This window comes from Colwellia sp. MB02u-10, assembly GCF_014077185.1.
GTDB lineage: Bacteria > Pseudomonadota > Gammaproteobacteria > Enterobacterales > Alteromonadaceae > Cognaticolwellia.
The window spans coordinates 38,356-56,119 of sequence record NZ_JACGVK010000133.1 but is presented as its reverse complement, the minus strand read 5'-3'; the positions used below and the strand labels follow the sequence as shown (position 1 = coordinate 56,119).

Here is a 17,764-nt window from a genome sequence, read left to right as displayed (position 1 = left end):
TTTTTTGTATTTCAATTATGACTATAGCCATAGGTTATTGGCACGACTATACTGAGTGTAGCTCTTATCCTAGACTTAACTTTGATTTATAAGGAAATGTAGATGATGAAAAATTCAATCTGGCTATTGTTAGCGCTTTTGTTAACGGCATGTGCGAACAATATTAATACCCCCAACGGCGCCTCTCAATGGGATTTTGACCATCAAGTACAATTTAAACAAACTGATTTAAAAAATGGTAAATACCATCTACAAGTCATTACAAAACAAAGTACAGAATTTAGTAAATTAGCCACTTTTCTTATGCGACAATCATTACGACTATGCAAAAGTTATGGTTTTAAAATTGAAGTGCTAGAAGGTGTTGAGCGCTTTGATGATAAATTGTCATTTCCTAATATGATCATGCCGTCTTTATCAGCTAATATTGAATGTCCTGCTTCATAATATAGTGTTACCAATCTCACTGGTTTCATGATCATTTTACCGGGTTAAAATAACGCACGACTGCGTTATTTCTTTAATAATTAGAACAACTCGTGAGTACCGTAAATAGCTTATATTGGGTTTTTTTTGCTGTGTATAAAGTAGACCAGATAATTAATGAAACAGGTATGAGCAAATAATAATTACCGAATAGGCATAAAAAAGGGCGACTTTACCGCATGGTAAAGTCGCCCTTTTGCTTAATCGTTTTTAGCTATTTGCTTTCAGCTCTTAAAAGGTATGAGCCTAGCTAGGATCAGCAATGTTAACAGCAACTGATGCTGGTGTTGTTAATGCTTCAAGCGGCGGAGCAAAGTCTGTTAGGTTAATACCGTCTACAGCGCTTTTGTACTCGGCCAAGGTAGGGAAACGACCCAGCATAGACGATAGTACAACTAACGGCGTAGAGCCTAATAATGACTCACCTTTCTTCTCAGTGGTATCGGCTACAACACGACCTTGGAACAAACGTGTTGACGTTGCAATAACGGTATCACCAGGTTCAGCTTTCTCTTGGTTACCCATGCATAAGTTACAACCAGGACGTTCTAAGTACATAATATTTTCATACTTAGTACGGGCGGTGTTTTTAGGCACAGCATCGTCAAATTCGAAACCAGAATACTTCTGTAGTATTTCCCAATCACCTTCCGCTTTAAGCTCATCAACAATGTTGTATGTTGGTGGTGCGATAACTAAGGGTACTTTGAATTCAATTTTGCCATTTTGCTTTTCAATATTACGGAACATTTGCGCGATAATTTGCATATCACCTTTATGTACCATACAAGAACCAACAAAAGCTAAATCAACCGTTTTATCCTTGTAGAACGAAACAGGGCGAATAACGTCATGCGTGTAACGCTTAGACACATCGTCGTTATTTACATCTGGATCGGCAATCATAGGCTCGTCAATCAGGTCTAAATCAACAACAACTTCGGCGTAGTATTTAGCATTTTCATCTGGTGTTAATGCCGGTGTTTCGCCTGACTTTATGCCGGCAATACGTTGGTCAGCTAAAGCGATTAAACCGTTAAGGGTTTTCGCTGCGTTTTCCATACCTTTGTCGATCATGATTTGGATGCGTTTTTTCGCTAATTCAAGTGAACCAATTAAGGTGTCATCTTGAGAAATACAGATTGAAGCTTTTGCTTTCATTTCTGCAGTCCAATCGGTAAAAGTAAAAGCTTGGTCAGCTAATAAAGTACCAATATGTACTTCAATAACACGGCCTTGGAAAACGTTGTCGCCAAATTGCTTAAGCATTTGCGCTTGCGTTGAATGCACAACGTCACGGAAATCCATGTATTTTTTCATGTGACCTTTAAAAGTCACTTTTACTGACTCAGGGATTGGCATAGACGCTTCACCTGTAGCAAGTGCCAGTGCAACAGTACCTGAATCGGCACCGAAGGCTACACCTTTTGACATACGCGTATGTGAGTCACCACCAATGATAATGGCGCGGTCATCAACTGTGATATCATTTAACACTTTGTGAATAACGTCAGTCATTGCATGGTATTCACCTTTCGGGTCACGCGCAGTGATAAGGCCAAAAGCATTCATAAAGCTCATCAGCTTAGGAATGTTAGCTTTTGCTTTACTATCCCAAACAGACGCTGTGTGACAACCTGATTGGTAAGCACCATCAACGATTGGAGAAATAGTTGACGCTGCCATTGCTTCTAGCTCTTGGCATGTCATTGGGCCTGTTGTGTCTTGAGAGCCAACAATATTGACTTTAACACGAACATCAGAACCTGCATGTAAAGCATTTTTAGAGGTTACACCGACCGCGTTTCTATTGAATATTTTTTCAACTGCCGTTAAGCCTTGACCTTCAATTGACATTTCTTTGGCAAGTGCAAAAACTGCTGGCGCTGTAATACCTAAGGTTTCAGCGGCGAAAGTTTGAAGTTTTTTACCAAAGACAACGGCGTAAGAACCGCCTGCTTTCATAAATTCTACTTTCTGCGGTGTAAAAGCTGAAGATACATCAACAAGCTCTTTGTCGCCGTTGTATAGCTTCATCGCTTTAGTATCGATAGTTAATACCGTTCCGGTCGCTACTGAGTAAGCTTGTTCTAGTACAGAATCGCCATTTTCGTCAACAACAGCTTTGCCACTTGCATCGACTTTCTTAACCCAGTTTTTAAGATCAAGACCAATGCCGCCAGTGACATCTACTGTCGTTAAGAAAATGGGAGAAATACCATTAGTACCAGCAACCACAGGGGCAATATTAATAAAAGGTACGTATGGACTGCCTTGTTTACCTGCCAATAGTGCCACGTTGTTAACACCCGACATACGAGATGAACCAACACCCATAGTGCCTTTTTCAGCAATTAACATCACTTTCGCGTTAGGATACTTAACTTGTAATGCTTTTATTTCTTCTTGAGCTTCTGGAGTGCTCATGCATTGGCCGTGCAATTCACGGTCAGCACGAGAGTGAGCCTGATGGCCAGGAGATAATAAATCTGTTGAGATATCACCTTCACCAGCAATATAAGTCACTAGGTCAATTTTTTCTGCTATTTCTGGTAACTTTGTAAAGAACTCAGCTTTTGCATAGCTTTCAAGAATGTCTTTGGCAATGGCATTATTGGCTTTAAATGCTTCTTCAAGACGAGCAGTATCTGCTTCATATAAAAACACTTGGGTTTTTAATACTTCTGCTGCAGGTTTTGCCACTGATAAGTCGTCAGAAAATGCTAAGCTAAGTAGCACTTCTACTGAAGGACCACCTTTCATGTGAGAAAGTAATTCAAAAGCAAAGGGTACTGAGATTTCAGCAACAACACATTCACCTAGAATGATTTCTTTTAAGAACTTGGCTTTTTCACCCGCGGCACTTGTTGTACCTGGCAAGGTATTATAGATAAAGAAATTAAGTGAATCAGCTCTGTGCTCATTATCTTGATCTTTAATTTGTTCGATAATTTCAGCTAATAACTCAGCACCATCAATTGGCTTAGGTGCTAGTGCTAATTCGTTTTTACGATTTTCAATCTCTGCTATATATTCTAGATACAGGCTCATTAAATTCTCTCTTCTTTAGCGATATTATTGCTAATAACATTTGTTAATCATTGTTATTAGCGGGACAAATTATACCCCCTAGTTTACCTGATTTTATGCTGACTACGAATCATTAGATTAAATAAGCATTATTCACCGTGGCTATAGTTAATAGACAATATAGTTATATTGGTTATGTTGGTGTTATTATCAGTTATTATTCATTATTAGCAGGATAAAAAAGTACGGCAACTGCATTATTTAGTAGAAAAGTCTAATTTGCTAGCGGCTGATAATTTCCTATATTAGAGACTAGTTATAGTAAGCATCTATTGACGCTGTTTAATTTTGACCTAACAATCAATAGATAGGACATCAATAGATAAACATTAAATTTTAATCTCAGATACTTAACAACGCTGTCCTAGCCTTGATAATTAAATTATCGAGTCCAACCATAAGTCATATTAAGTATCGCTTCTCTTATTAGGTGAATATCGTGCTTCAAGAATATCGCAACCATATAGCAGAACGTGCCGTTGAAGGTCTTGTACCTAAAGCGTTAGACGCGGAACAAACCGCAGCATTAGTCGAATTAATTAAAAATCCACCCGCAGGTGAGGCCACATTTCTTATCGACTTATTAACCAACCAGATACCCGCCGGTGTTGATGACGCGGCTTATGTCAAAGCCGGTTTTTTAGCTGCAGTTACTAGAAATGAGGCGACTTCAGCAATTTTAAACCCTGAACAAGCAACACAATTATTAGGTACTATGTTGGGCGGCTATAACATTCAACCCCTGATTGAGCTGTTAGACCATGATAAATTGTCGGCCACTGCGGCGAAAGGTTTATCCCATACCTTATTAATGTTTGATGCATTTCATGACGTGCAAGAAAAAGCTGAAGCGGGCAATGCGGCGGCCAAGCAAGTGATGCAGTCTTGGGCTGATGCCGAGTGGTTTACCAGTAAAGAAAAAGTAGCGGAAAAAATTACCGTTAAAGTTTTTAAAGTCACCGGTGAAACTAACACCGATGATTTGTCGCCGGCACCTGATGCTTGGTCTCGCCCTGACATTCCATTACACGCTAAAGCCATGCTTAAAATTGAGCGTGAAGGTATTACACCTGACGAAGATGGTGTGGTGGGTCCTATCGCGCAACTGGCAGAAATGCAAAAAGACGGCATTCAACTGGCTTATGTTGGTGATGTTGTCGGTACGGGCTCTTCACGTAAGTCTGCCGCGAACTCAGTGCTCTGGTTTATGGGCGACGATATCGCCTATATTCCAAACAAGCGCAGTGGTGGTATTTGTTTAGGCGGTAAAATTGCCCCTATTTTTTATAACACCATGGAAGACTCAGGTGCATTGCCGATTGAATTAGACGTGCAAAAAATGCATATGGGTGATGTGATAGACATTTATCCTTATGAAGGTGTAGTTAAAAATGCCGCTGGTGAGGTAATTTCAACATTTACATTAAGCGCAGTATTGTTAGATGAAGTACGCGCTGGTGGACGTATCCCTTTGATTATTGGTCGTGGTTTAACCGGTCGTGCGCGTGAAGCATTAGGTTTGGAAATAACAGATTTATTTGCCACACCCGTTGACCCTGCTGTTTCGACTAAAGGTTATACTTTAGCGCAGAAAATGGTTGGCAAAGCGTGTGGTGTTATTGGTGTGCGCGCAGGGCAATACTGTGAGCCTAAAATGACGACCGTAGGCTCGCAAGATACTACTGGGCCAATGACCCGTGATGAGTTAAAAGATTTAGCCTGTTTGGGCTTTGCTGCCGATTTAACCATGCAGTCTTTTTGTCATACCTCGGCTTACCCTAAACCTGTTGATGTGGTGACTCATCACACCTTACCTGATTTTATGATGAATCGTGGTGGTGTCTCGCTTCGCCCGGGTGACGGCGTTATTCACTCGTGGTTAAATCGTATGTTGCTACCTGATACTGTCGGTACAGGTGGTGATTCTCATACCCGTTTCCCCTTAGGTATTTCATTTCCTGCCGGCTCTGGCTTAGTGGCATTTGCGGCGGCAACCGGTGTTATGCCATTGGATATGCCTGAGTCAGTTTTAGTGCGTTTTAAAGGTGAAATGCAGCCGGGTATTACCTTACGTGACTTAGTGCATGCCATTCCTTATTACGGTATTAAAAAGGGTTTATTAACCGTTGCAAAAGCCGGTAAAGTTAATGAATTCTCTGGTCGCGTGTTAGAAATTGAAGGGCTTAAAGGCTTGTCGGTTGAGCAAGCCTTTGAATTGTCAGATGCCTCAGCTGAGCGTTCAGCGGGCGGTTGTTCAATCAAGCTAGAAGAGGCCGCGGTTAGCGAGTATTTAAACTCTAATATTGTGATGTTAAAGTGGATGATCAGTGAAGGTTACGGTGATGTTCGCACCATTACGCGCCGTATCAAAGGCATGGAAGCTTGGTTAGCTAATCCTTCATTAATGGCAGCAGATAGCGATGCGGAATATGCCCACATTATTGACATTGATTTAGCCGATATTAAAGAGCCTATTGTTTGTTGTCCCAATGATCCTGATGATGCGAAATTATTATCAGAAGTGGCGGGGGTTGCCATTGATGAAGTTTTCATCGGCTCATGTATGACCAATATTGGCCATTTTCGCGCAGCAGGTAAACTGATTGAGAAATTTGGCAAAACCTTACCGACCCGTTTATGGGTGGCCCCACCAACGAAAATGGATAGAGACCAACTTACGGCTGAAGGTTACTATAGTATTTATGGTAAAGCGGGCGCACGTATGGAAACGCCAGGCTGCTCATTGTGTATGGGTAACCAAGCACGGGTTGAAGAAAAATCAACCGTGCTTTCAACCTCGACACGTAACTTCCCTAACCGTTTAGGTAATGGCGCTAATGTTTATTTAACCTCGGCAGAATTAGCCGGTGTGGGGGCAATTTTAGGTAAGCTACCTTCAGTTGAAGAGTACATGCAATATGCGTCACAAATCGATGCAACGGCCGCTGATACTTACCGTTACTTGAACTTTCATCAAATGGAAAGTTATACGAGTAAAGCCGATAAAGTTATTTTACAAGTAGAAGCCTAATTTGATACCTGCTTGTTGTGATAGCAATAAATAACGGCGTGAGCCGTGCTTATCTCGTACCAATATAAGTACGCTAAGCTCTGCGCTTTTACTGGGTTATTTCACCCTATAGCTTATATTTCATAGTAAACAGCCTATGTAAACCCTGTTGATTATTAGAATCAACAGGCGTTTTTTTATTGATAGCTTAAGTTGATCAGTTGATAAATTTATCGCTAATCTAAGGTCTTTTTAAATCGCAGTACCGCCAGCATTAAGCCTAGTAGGGTAAAGCCCATCAGCCATAACATATCAAAAGTCATATCTACTACTGCAACATCACGTAAAACTACCCCACGAATTAATCGAATGAAGTGTGTGGCAGGTAAGCCTTCAGCGATATATTGCGCTACTTCTGGCATAGCTTCGTAAGGAAACATAAAACCAGATAATAATATCGAAGGCAGTAAAATAAACACCGTCATTTGCATCGATTGCAGTTGGTTTTTTGCCAAGGTAGAAATAACTAATCCTAACACCAAGCTAGCGCAAATAAAGAGTAAAGTAGCGAAAGTTAATTGCCATAAACTGCCATTAATAGGCACGTTAAAAAAGAAATATCCTAAGCCTAAAATAATGCTCACTTGAATAGCACCAATAAAAATATAAGGAAATATTTTCCCTATCATGAGCTCAATCGAGGCTAACGGTGTGGTAATTAACAGCTCCATATTACCGCGCTCTCGTTCTCGTACAATCGCGGCTGAGGTGAACATGATCATGGTCATGGTGAGTATAATCGCCACCAAGCCAGGAACAGTATTGACCACACTGCGTTGTTCAGGATTATATAATAAAGTGACTTCAAAGGTTGGGACATTACGATTCACCGGCTTGTCTAATAACTCGGCTAAGGGCATGTTGCGTAAACTTTTTATGCTGCCAGCAATTGCGGTGTCAGCACCATCAACTAACCACTGCGCAATAGGGCGGCTGGTTTCTTCATCGCTTGCGGGGGGTAATCCAAAGCCAATGACAGAATGGCGTACTAAGCGCTGAGCAACATCTTTGGGGATAATTAATACCGCCCTCACATCGCCTCGGTCAATGGCTGCTTGCGCTTGGGGTAACGAATGATAATGGCGGGTAAAATTAACGATACTCGTCGCGGCAACGGTTTGTTGTAAGACACGACTTAAGGCGGTTTGGCTTTGATCGACTATGCCGACGGGGATATGGCGAATATTGGTATTAATGGCAAAAGCAAATAATAACAATTGCACTAAGGGGATCATGATCACCATGCCAAAGGTCATTCGATCACGTCTAAGTTGAATTAATTCTTTGATAACAATGGCTTGAATTCTCAATAAGGATATCATAACTGAGCCTTACGGACCTGTGATGCTGGCATAAGGTGCTTACTTGTTGATAAGACAAAAACATCTTCAAGACTGGCTCTAACGATGTTGAGTTCTGCCTTGCTAGAGATAATACGGCTATGCTTTAAAAAGGCGATAGGGTCAACAATGGTTTTATTGATTAATACCCGTAAATGGGCGCCAAGCTGTGGTGCAGACACCACCTCAGGTAAGGCGATTAATTGTTGTTTTAATTGTCTAAGATTATCGGTTGATACTTCAATAACATTAGCCGGCATGTCAGCCATTAATTGTGCCGGTGAATCATCAGCGCGTTTAATGCCATTGTCTAAAATAGCTAATTTATGGCAGCGTTCAGCTTCATCCATATAATGGGTTGATACTAAAATAGTGATGCCTTGATCGCATAAATCAAATAACTGCTCCCAAAATTCACGACGATTTTCAGGGTCTACCGCAGATGTTGGTTCATCTAAAAATAATAATTTAGGTTTATGCATTACCGCACACGCCAGTGCTAAGCGTTGTTTTTGTCCACCACTTAAGCTGCCGGCTAATTGCTTTTTAAGTTTTGCTAATTGATAAATACTGATGAGTTCATCGAGGCGAGCTTTTTGTTCTTTGGGTGTTAAACCGTAAACGCGAGCAATAAACTGCATGTTTTCCTTGATGGTTAAGTCATCATACAAAGAAAATTTTTGTGTCATGTAACCTATTTGTCTCCGTAAGCTTTCTGCATCTTGAGGTAAATGACAGCCTAAGACGTTAACTGTGCCAGCACTAGGTTTCAATAAACCGGTAAATAAACGAATTGCGGTGGTTTTTCCTGAGCCATTAGGGCCAAGAAAACCATAAATACGTTGCTTTTCTACCTGTAAATTCAATGAAGAAACCGCGGTCACTGAGCCAAATTTACGGGTTAAATTATTGGCATCAATCGCTAACTCAGTCATTAGCGCTCACTTAGGGAGGTTTTTTGTCGTGAATCTTTACTGGGTAAGACGACTTGTGCAGGAATGCCACTAGGTAAGTCAGCGGCATTGTCAGGCAGTATAATTTCAGCCAAGTACATTAAGTTAGCGCGCTCGGTTTGATTAAGTGCGTAATAAGGGGTGAATGCTGGCTCGGTAGCTACCCAGCGAACGTGACCCAGTAGCGGGTGCGCTAAACCGTCAACGTAGACAGTTAATTGATCACCAATATGGACATGAACGCGGTAAGGCTCAGGAATATAAACGCGCGCAAAAGGTGCTTTACCCGCAAGCACAATAGCCACTGGGCTACCTGCAGTGACTCGTTCACCTAGGTTCCACGGTAAGTTATCTAAAATACCATCACGTTTTGCGGTAATGGTTAAATTACTGAGATTTTTTTGCTCACGGGTTAACATCGCAATATTGGTTGCTAAAACAGCTTCAGCAATGGCTAAATCTTCAATGCGAGTACCATTAACTAATTGTCGCAATAGCTCTTTGGCACGGTTAAGCCTAGCTACACTTTCATCGCGCAGCGCTAGGTCATTATCAAGCGTGGCTTGACTGGTTAAATTAGACTTTATCAGGCTTAGTGTTCTGGTGTAATTTGCCTTACTTTGTATCAATGCCGCTTTAGCGCCAGCCACATTAGCTTGTGCCGCAGCAACTTCTTCTGCACGAGCACCATTATGCGCTTTGTTTAAATTTGCTTGTGCTTGTTGTACCTGTGCTTGTGCTTTGGCGACTAAGGCTTTTTGTAAGTCATTATCAAGCTTTACCAGTATCATGCCTTTAGTGACCTGACTACCTGCGCTAACAGGTAAGTCGGTGATCACTTCACTAACGGTGGCGGTATGAGCAATGCGGTCGCGCTCTAATGTGCCTAATGCGACATTTTTTTGATCCTTGTTACATGCGATTAAAAGTAAAAAAACAAAGCAGACTACTATTTTATTAGACATGGCTATTATCTTCCTGAAACAGCTGATAAATTTGATGATGAATATTTAGTATACGCTGTAACCTGCTAAGTTTAAGAACTTATTGTTTAAGGACTTATTCTGCAGCTACTTCTGAGTGTCACTGTGATTGAAAATTGTGCACCATAAAAGTCTGGTTTGATGTTTACTGGCGCTGAAAAGTTTTACTTGAGGGTTAATGCGATTATTGCAGCTAAGTTGACAGAATTATCTCGCTGTTTATCTACCTAGCTTATTTCTTATTTAACTTAGTCCTTAGTTAGTCTAGCCCTTAGTTAGCCTAGTTTTTACCTAGTTTAACCTTGACTTTTTTCATGTGCTCGCGAAAGCTTTTATCAAATTTTGACTCCCCACAGCTAAAAAACTGTGTTGATGAGCCTTCGCTTAGGCCGTAGGCGCTCAAATCCTGAGTTATCGAGCATCTGCCGTCGTCACCCTTGGTAATGGCTATACCTGCGCCCATATTTTTAGTGTTTTTTTCACGTGTTTGTGCTTCATTTTTTAACGGTACTGAATGAGGCACCGTCTTTACGTCGGTATTAAATATAGAAGGCGGTTGATCGCTTTGATAAGGATTATTAGTATTGGATACTGAATTTTGATTAAGTTTACTGCGCAGCCTTTGTAATTGCATGAAACTATCTAGTTTTCTTGGCGTTGGCTCTGGTAACGGCTTTGGTTGTGACGTTTTAGGCCGCACTTTAGGTAATTCGATTACCTTGCTTATTGTATCGTTAAAGGGTTTTTCGAGTGCTTTATCAAGTGTTTTATCGATAAATTTTTCTGTGTTTTTAGGCTTTGATGCATGTTTCGTTTTCGCATTTTTATGGTCTTTTTTGGCCGCAGGCAGGTCCTCAATGAGTATTTCTTTTTCTAGCGGTTTTGTTTTAATGGCCTTTAGCTCGGTTTTATCTAACTTGGCTGCATAATAGATAAAGCTTTTTATTGGCACATGCTTCGATGGTGATTTTACTATTTTTTGTTTGCCCAACGGGGTTACGAACATAACAAAAAGTATTAGGCTATGCACAATTAGTGATAATAAAACGGCGGTGAAAGTTCCTTTTTGCACAACAATATGAATATCAGATAAATAAACGGGTAATTTATAGACGTTGTAACCCAATTTAAGTTCAATGGTCATTTACCCTAGTGACTGGTTTCTAATATAGGGGCTAGGTGTATCCGATTGAACCATAGATGATAAAAAATATCATTGCTAGCACATGTGTTTTAGCTCATGGCGGCTTTACCAACGAGATATAGTCGTCTATAGCACTCATAGGTACTAATTATACTGAGTTGAGGTTGGTTGAATTGCCATTTTTAATGTGATGACAAAAAATAGTAAACAAGTGCGCGTAATCTCGTGTTAAAAACTATGATTTTGCTACAATTAAGCTGCGACAGTTATTGGCTAAACATCGTAAAGTTAAGGTGTAGATTTTCTTGAAAATATGGTGACTATTATATTAATAGCTCTGGTGTTTTTAAGCCTAACTTAAAGCACTGCTGCTGGCGCAAAATAACCATTACCCGTCTTAATACTAAATTGGCTTTAATCATTCTTGCTAAGTGGCCAGTGATATAATCCGTTTGTTATAAATAGGGCTTTCCCAAAGATTTTTCAAAATGAGGTATGTATGGAATATCAATTTATAAAGGATCCAATAACCGGTGGCGCCATGGCTAAGTTTTCACTTGAGCATGAAGTCATCGGACCTTGGTTAGAGGTTGAAGTGGGTGCTGACCCGGTAAAGTTGGCAAATTTATTATCTGTCATTGCCGACATTGAACAAGAGAAAAAATTGGAGGTCACCATAGCCGGTAGTGAATATACCGTGGTTTTTAATCGTGGCGATGTCACAGTGCAAACCAATGCCAGCATGAATGGGGTTGAGGTGTTGCCAGAGGATCTAATGGAAGAAGACATTGATTTTGATCAACATGACTCATCGTCTTGTGGGCTTGAAGATTTTCGGGATATATTATTGTCTTGGGCAAAGTTTCTTAATAAATAGTTATAACGTATAGCCTGGTTGACTTATCAGGCTGAGTTATTATTATTACTATCTTATTAAGATAGTAATAATAAAGATATAAACGTCCTTGGCATAGTCTTTATTAAGCTTTAATTGAGAATTGATGATGAACTCTGCGCTTGAAAATAACCACAAAAAAAACCAACGCATGATCCCACTGCGCTTCGTATTAGCCCCCATCGCTATCATTTTAGTCGCTGTTATCGGCTTAATTATTTTTACCGTCTTGTCACCTAAACCGGCGAAAAAACCTGTCATTATCAAAGCGCCGCTGGTGGAAGTTAAAAATATTGCCAGACAAGATGTTGGTTTTGTTATTGCTAGCCAAGGTAGTGTTTTACCTAGCACACAAACCCAGCTAATTTCAGAGGTTTCTGGACAAATAACCTTCGTCAACGAGAAGTTTAATATCGGTGGGTTTTTTACTCAAGGTGAAGTGTTATTGAGTATTGATGACATTAATTATCAAGTGGCATTATTACAAGCACAGTCGCAATTAGATGCCGCTAAAGCGCTGTTGATTGAAGAGCAAGCGAAAAAAGATCAGGCAGAAGAGCAATGGTTGTTAACCAAAAGAGCTTTGTCTGAAGCGCCAGTACTTGCTTTACGCTTACCACAATTACAAAAAGCGAAAGCTGATATTAAAGCAGCAAAAGCCAATGTTATTAGTGCAGAAGTCAAGCTAGCGCGTACTAAAATAATCATACCTTATGATGCAATAGTAAAAGAAAAACAAGTAGATATAGGTCAATATGTCTCTATGGGTTCGGCCTTAACAACCATATTTGCCGTTGATTATGCTGAAGTTAGGTTACCTATCAAGCCGCGTGATGTCGGCTTTTTGAATTTACCAAAAATTAATGCCAAGCAAAGCAGTCGCTCAACCGTTGATATTTACACTAAAGTTAATGGCACTGAGCATCGTTGGGCGTCAAACTTAACGCGTTATGAAGGCGAGGTGGATAGCCGAAGTCGGGTGCATTATGTCATTGCTCAAATTGATGACCCCTATAGTGTTTTATCATCGAGTAAACACCAAGAACTGCGCATTGGCAGCTTTGTTAATGCCAACATTGCAGGCAAAGAAGTGAAAGATATTGTCACTATTCCCCGTGATGCCTTACATGGCGCCAATAGAATTTACTTAGTAGACGAAGACAATAAACTGCATATTCAAGAAATTAATATCTTACGCAACGATGCTACTTATGTTTATAGCCATGACAGCTTTGGCGCCGGCTTTCGATTGGTCACCACTCAAATGCAAGCGCCTGTCGAGGGCATGGCGCTACGTGTATTAGGAGAGCTAAAAGATACCCCAAAAGCCCCAAGCGAAGATAGCGTTACCAAGGTGGAAGGTGACGACGAATGAGCGAGTTGACTCAAGCCCATAACGACGAAACACACACAGGTATTATTGCTTGGTTTGCGCACAATAGTGTCGCGGCTAATCTCTTGATGGTGTTTATTTTAGTGGCAGGCTACTTTTCTTATCAGGGCATTAATAAAAAAATGTTTCCTGAGTTTAACGCTAATAGTATTCAGGTCATGGTGCCTCATTTAGGTGCCGCACCAGAAGAAGTTGAACAATCAGTCATTTTAAAAGTTGAAGAAGCATTAGAAGATATTGAAGGTATAAAGCGTATTACAGCAACGGCTAGAGAAGGTGTGGGTATTGTCACTATTGAATTGCAATCAGGCTATTCAATGTCAGAAAAACTTGATGAAGTGCAAATGCAAGTTGACGCCATTACCACTTTCCCCGAGCAAGCTGAAAAACCGATAGTGACTAAACAAGAGTTTAAAGGTCAGGTGATGTGGTTGTCGGTTAGCGGCTCAATGGAGCGACGCGCCCGACAAGTGATGGCGCAAAATATTCGTGATGAAATCATGGCATTGCCCAGTGTGAACAGTGCTGAAATTGTTGGCAACCGTGACTATGAAATTAGCATTGAAGTGTCTGAAGAAAAACTACAAGAGTACCAACTGACCTTTGACGACATTACTCAGGCGGTGCGTCTTTCATCGTTAGACATGCCCGGTGGCACAATTAAAGCGCGCGGTGGTGATATTTTGCTGCGCACAGAAGGTCAAGCCTACACAGGAGATGAATATGGCGACTTAGTGTTGCGTACCGATGTTGATGGTACGCGCTTAGTGCTGTCAGACATTGCTAACATTAACGATGGCTTTGTTGAGCAAGCAGACTTTGCCACCTTTGATGATGAAAACACGTCAAGCATTATGGTGCAGTCAACCGGTGATCAAAATGATTTAGAGATTGCTGCCCAAGTGCGAGGCTACGTTGATGAAAAAAATCAGCAATTACCTAAAGGCGCGAGATTAACCGTTTGGGGAGATAGCTCATATTATCTGTCTGAGCGCTTAGACATGATGATTGACAATATGTTGATTGGGGCGTTTTTAGTCTTTATCGTGTTAACACTGTTTTTAAGAATAAAAATCGCTTTTTGGGTGATGTTAGGCATTCCCATTAGCTTTTTTGGTGCCTTGTTAATGATGCCATTATTAGGTGAATGGTCGGTATCAATTAACATGCTGAGCTTATTCGCCTTTATCATGGTACTGGGGATTGTGGTAGACGATGCCATTGTGATTGGTGAAAGTGCTTATGCCGAAATTGAGAAATATGGCCATTCTCGCGATAATATTATTCGCGGCACCATGCGTGTAGCCATGCCAGCAACTTTTGGTGTGCTTACCACCATAGCGGCATTTACACCGTTATTGTTTATTGATGCCACTTTTGCCGCCTTTTTCCGTTCTATTTCTATTGTGGTGAGTTTTTGCTTAATATTTTCACTGATTGAATCAAAGTGGATATTGCCAGCCCATTTATCGCACATGAAATATGTCCCGTTAAGCGCTGAAAATTCAAATTTTCTTGAGCGTTTTCAAATGCGTTTTAAGGAAAAACTTGAAAACTTTATTCATACTGTTTACCAGCCTTTTCTTGAAAAGGCCTTAATTGCCCGTTACAACACCATGGCAATATTTGTGGCGACTTTAATCTTGTCCATTAGCCTTATTACCGGAGCGTTTGTTAAATTAGAAGTGTTCCCTAATATTCCAAGCGACTTTATTCAAGGCAATCTTATTATGGTGGACGGCTCTCCTGCGCATCAACGTAATAAAGCGATAGCACAAATAGAGAAAGCGGTTAAGACCATATCGAAACAAAATAAGTATAATGGCATCAGTTTTATTAAGCATAAAATGATCTTCACTAACGGTAATACCGTTGCCAATGTATTGTTAGAATTAGTCAAACCCGATCAACGTGAGCTCGACGCTTATCAAATAGAGAAACTTTGGCGAGATGAAATTGGTGAAATTCCAGGCGCTAAAGAGTTACGCTTTTTTGCTGGCACTAATGCTGGCGGTGGTGCCGCGATTGAGTTTCAGCTAACCGGTCAAAATGATACTGAACTTGAAGCGGCAGCTGAGGCTATTCAGGCGCAACTGAATAGTTATGATGGTGTTTACGATGTCCGACATTCTTTTAGCCGGGGCAGCCAAGAAATTAAACTTAGTATCAAGCCAGAAGCAGAAGTACTGGGCTTAACCTTGTCGAACTTAGCCAAACAAGTCAGGCAAGCATTTTATGGTGATGAAGCACAGCGTATTCAACGTGGCCGTGATGAGTTGAAAGTCATGGTGCGTTATCCTGAAGCTAGCCGTTTATCGGTATCTGATCTAGAAGAGATGTGGATTAGGACACCTCAAGGTGAAAAAGTGCCATTTTATCAAGTGGCTGATATTGAAATAGGCCAAGGTTTTTCCACGATTACACGTATTAACCAGAAGCGTTCAATCACCATTTCAGCAGATATTGACAGCGATAAGGTTGAATCAAGAAAAGTGGTCAGTGAAATGAATGATGATTATATTCCTGAAATTTTAGCGGACTATCCCAGTGTGGAATACGGTGTTGAAGGGGCGAGTAAAGATCAAGCTGATTTTTTATCTCAACTCGGCTTTGCTGCCATTGGTGCGATGTTTTTGATTTATGGTTTAATCGCTATTCCAACTAAATCATATAGCCAACCCTTGGTGATTATGTCGGTGATCCCTTTTGGTATTATCGGTGCCATTATCGGCCATTGGCTGCTGGGTCGTACGATCAATATGATGTCGATGTTTGGCTTTATTGCTTTAACTGGGGTTGTGGTTAACGACAGTTTAATCATGGTCGACTTTATCAATAAAGCGAAAGGCTCGGGTATGCGAATGTTCGACATTGTGAGTCAAGCGGGTACTCAACGATTTAGGGCGATATTACTCACCTCACTGACCACTTTTTTTGGTGTTTTTCCGCTATATTTTGAACAAAGCTTACAAGCCCAGTTTATTATACCGATGGCGATTTCATTAGGTTTTGGTATTGTTTTTGCGACTGTGATCACACTATTTTTGATCCCGGCGCTTTATTTGATTAAAGAAGATATCGCTAATCTCTTTAGCAAGCAGCCAGAGATCGGGGTTGAAAAAACACCGAATTAATAGTTTTTAGCGATAAGTTTAAGGCTCTCAGCTGTCAGATACTGCTAACTTGTAGTTGGTGTTTATTTTTACTGACAGCTTTCTTTAGTTTTAAGTTTAAAGCTGTCAGCTGTCAGATACTGCTAACTTGCAGGAGGCGTTTATTTCTACGGACAGCTTTTTTTAGTGCTAAGTTTAAAACTGTCAGCTGTCAGATAATGCCAACATGCAGGTGGTGTTATTTTTTACTAATGGCTTATTTTTACTGACAGCTTATAACTTCAAACTGATAGCTTCTTTTATTTACCAACCCATCGCACTAAGCCAACTGATAATAGCTTTGGTTAAGGTTTGTTTCGGATAGTAACCCGTAGCTTGATTACTTAATTGCCTTTGTCGGTAATATATTTTCATGGCTCTTTGGGCAAAATCTTTTCTCATTTTTGCGCTTGCCAGTACTAAACGGTGATCGCGCTGCAAATATAAATCGAGTATAGGATAATCGCTCAGCGCGAGTTGTTGAGCAATTTTATCGTTTTCGGGTAAGGTCGGCATATAACTACTGAGCATCACTAAAGCACTGGGTGCGGCCACCAATGCTTGTTGATAGATATTCAGTAAAACGGCGCTATGATTGCCCTCTACTACCACAATAATGACACCAGGGTAGCTTTTCGCTTTTGTAATGACTGCTTGCATAACCTCAGCAAATTTTTTCTCATAATTTGTTAAGGTCTCAATATCTTCAGTGCTACGCTCTTGCGCGGTGAAGGCTTGTGAAGGGTAGCTTTGCGGTTTATGCGGGGGATGCAAGGTAATGGTGGTCCAGCCATGTTGTGGCATATTGTTACTTAGCTGATTGAGTGCATTAGGTGTTGCTATGCTTTGTTGCCAATCCGGAATTAACACCATCACGCCTTTATTAATTGCTGTGGTGTGTTCATTAATGACCGTAAGGTAGCTGTCAGTACCTACCAGTAATGGCATTATTTTTTCTTGTGCTAAGTAGTGTTTAATATCTTGCTGCTGCTGCTCAAAAGCATCAACAGGTGCGTTGATCATCACTTTATTTGGCTGGCTATCTTCTGTGGACTTTGTTGGCGCAGTGCTAGTCTCAGTCTCAGCTTCAGTACTTTTTGGCGTTGTTGAGCTCGTGTTATCCGTTTGCTTTTCAGGCGGAGCAGTCTCCATTGCCCATGAGTGCGCGCTGTTAACTAATAGACTTAAGGTCGTTAACGCGATAAATAAAAATATTGGGCGTATGTTTAAGCACATCAAAAGCAAACTTCCTCAAATG

Annotated in this window: 11 protein-coding genes; 5 read left to right on the top strand and 6 right to left on the bottom strand. The window is 40.7% G+C overall.

Annotated features, from left to right (window positions below; genetic code table 11):
• The first annotated feature begins 102 nt into the window (after window positions 1–102).
• A complete protein-coding gene (locus tag H4J59_RS15155) occupies window positions 103–447 on the top strand; it encodes a hypothetical protein (RefSeq protein ID WP_182240759.1) in 345 nt (114 codons plus the stop codon).
• A gap of 285 nt (window positions 448–732) precedes the next feature.
• Here H4J59_RS15155 and H4J59_RS15150 read toward each other — a convergent pair whose 3' ends face one another.
• Entirely contained in the window at window positions 733–3,537 is a 2,805-nt protein-coding gene (locus H4J59_RS15150; protein ID WP_182240757.1) for a bifunctional aconitate hydratase 2/2-methylisocitrate dehydratase, read from the bottom strand.
• Between the two features lie 478 nt (window positions 3,538–4,015).
• Here H4J59_RS15150 and acnB point away from each other — a divergent pair, with 478 nt between their 5' ends.
• Window positions 4,016–6,607, top strand: a complete 2,592-nt coding sequence (gene acnB, locus H4J59_RS15145; RefSeq protein WP_182240755.1) for a bifunctional aconitate hydratase 2/2-methylisocitrate dehydratase — start codon at window positions 4,016–4,018, stop codon at window positions 6,605–6,607.
• Window positions 6,608–6,822: 215 nt separating this feature from the next.
• On the opposite strand, the gene H4J59_RS15140 is transcribed toward acnB, so the two are convergent.
• The 4 genes from H4J59_RS15140 to H4J59_RS15125 all read right to left on the bottom strand — a co-directional run bounded on the left by H4J59_RS15140 (window position 6,823) and on the right by H4J59_RS15125 (window position 11,066).
• Window positions 6,823–7,968: an ABC transporter permease gene (locus tag H4J59_RS15140; protein ID WP_182240753.1), complete on the bottom strand. Its 1,146-nt coding sequence runs from the start codon at window positions 7,966–7,968 to the stop codon at window positions 6,823–6,825.
• The gene (locus H4J59_RS15135; RefSeq protein ID WP_182240751.1) at window positions 7,965–8,921 is read right to left on the bottom strand and encodes an ABC transporter ATP-binding protein; all 957 of its coding nucleotides are present in this window, start codon (window positions 8,919–8,921) and stop codon (window positions 7,965–7,967) included. Before H4J59_RS15135 ends, H4J59_RS15140 begins: the two co-directional genes overlap by 4 nt.
• Complete coding sequence (locus tag H4J59_RS15130; RefSeq protein ID WP_182240749.1) at window positions 8,921–9,904, bottom strand: HlyD family secretion protein; 984 nt, start codon at window positions 9,902–9,904, stop codon at window positions 8,921–8,923. The genes H4J59_RS15135 and H4J59_RS15130 overlap by 1 nt, the downstream gene beginning before the upstream one ends.
• A gap of 298 nt (window positions 9,905–10,202) precedes the next feature.
• Window positions 10,203–11,066, bottom strand: a complete 864-nt coding sequence (locus H4J59_RS15125; protein WP_182240747.1) for a hypothetical protein — start codon at window positions 11,064–11,066, stop codon at window positions 10,203–10,205.
• Window positions 11,067–11,565: 499 nt separating this feature from the next.
• On the opposite strand from H4J59_RS15125, the gene H4J59_RS15120 reads away from it, so the two are divergent.
• From H4J59_RS15120 to H4J59_RS15110, 3 genes are all read left to right on the top strand, one after another.
• The gene (locus tag H4J59_RS15120) at window positions 11,566–11,943 is read left to right on the top strand and encodes a YacL family protein (RefSeq protein WP_182240745.1); all 378 of its coding nucleotides are present in this window, start codon (window positions 11,566–11,568) and stop codon (window positions 11,941–11,943) included.
• Window positions 11,944–12,067: 124 nt separating this feature from the next.
• A complete protein-coding gene (locus tag H4J59_RS15115) occupies window positions 12,068–13,336 on the top strand; it encodes an efflux RND transporter periplasmic adaptor subunit (RefSeq protein WP_182240743.1) in 1,269 nt (422 codons plus the stop codon).
• Window positions 13,333–16,488, top strand: coding sequence for an efflux RND transporter permease subunit (locus tag H4J59_RS15110; protein WP_182240741.1), 3,156 nt, complete (start codon window positions 13,333–13,335; stop codon window positions 16,486–16,488). The genes H4J59_RS15115 and H4J59_RS15110 overlap by 4 nt, the downstream gene beginning before the upstream one ends.
• A gap of 282 nt (window positions 16,489–16,770) precedes the next feature.
• On the opposite strand, the gene H4J59_RS15105 is transcribed toward H4J59_RS15110, so the two are convergent.
• A complete protein-coding gene (locus H4J59_RS15105) occupies window positions 16,771–17,742 on the bottom strand; it encodes a DUF3530 family protein (RefSeq protein ID WP_182240739.1) in 972 nt (323 codons plus the stop codon).
• Window positions 17,743–17,764: the final 22 nt, after the last annotated feature.

Coding starts and splice junctions, on each gene's coding strand:
- H4J59_RS15135 (WP_182240751.1), bottom strand. CDS start 8,921: ATGACTGAGTTAGCGATTGATGCCAATAATTTAACCCGTAAATTTGGC.
- H4J59_RS15120 (WP_182240745.1), top strand. CDS start 11,566: ATGGAATATCAATTTATAAAGGATCCAATAACCGGTGGCGCCATGGCT.
- H4J59_RS15155 (WP_182240759.1), top strand. CDS start 103: ATGATGAAAAATTCAATCTGGCTATTGTTAGCGCTTTTGTTAACGGCA.
- H4J59_RS15140 (WP_182240753.1), bottom strand. CDS start 7,968: ATGATATCCTTATTGAGAATTCAAGCCATTGTTATCAAAGAATTAATT.
- H4J59_RS15150 (WP_182240757.1), bottom strand. CDS start 3,537: ATGAGCCTGTATCTAGAATATATAGCAGAGATTGAAAATCGTAAAAAC.
- H4J59_RS15105 (WP_182240739.1), bottom strand. CDS start 17,742: ATGTGCTTAAACATACGCCCAATATTTTTATTTATCGCGTTAACGACC.
- H4J59_RS15130 (WP_182240749.1), bottom strand. CDS start 9,904: ATGTCTAATAAAATAGTAGTCTGCTTTGTTTTTTTACTTTTAATCGCA.
- H4J59_RS15110 (WP_182240741.1), top strand. CDS start 13,333: ATGAGCGAGTTGACTCAAGCCCATAACGACGAAACACACACAGGTATT.
- H4J59_RS15125 (WP_182240747.1), bottom strand. CDS start 11,066: ATGACCATTGAACTTAAATTGGGTTACAACGTCTATAAATTACCCGTT.
- H4J59_RS15115 (WP_182240743.1), top strand. CDS start 12,068: ATGATGAACTCTGCGCTTGAAAATAACCACAAAAAAAACCAACGCATG.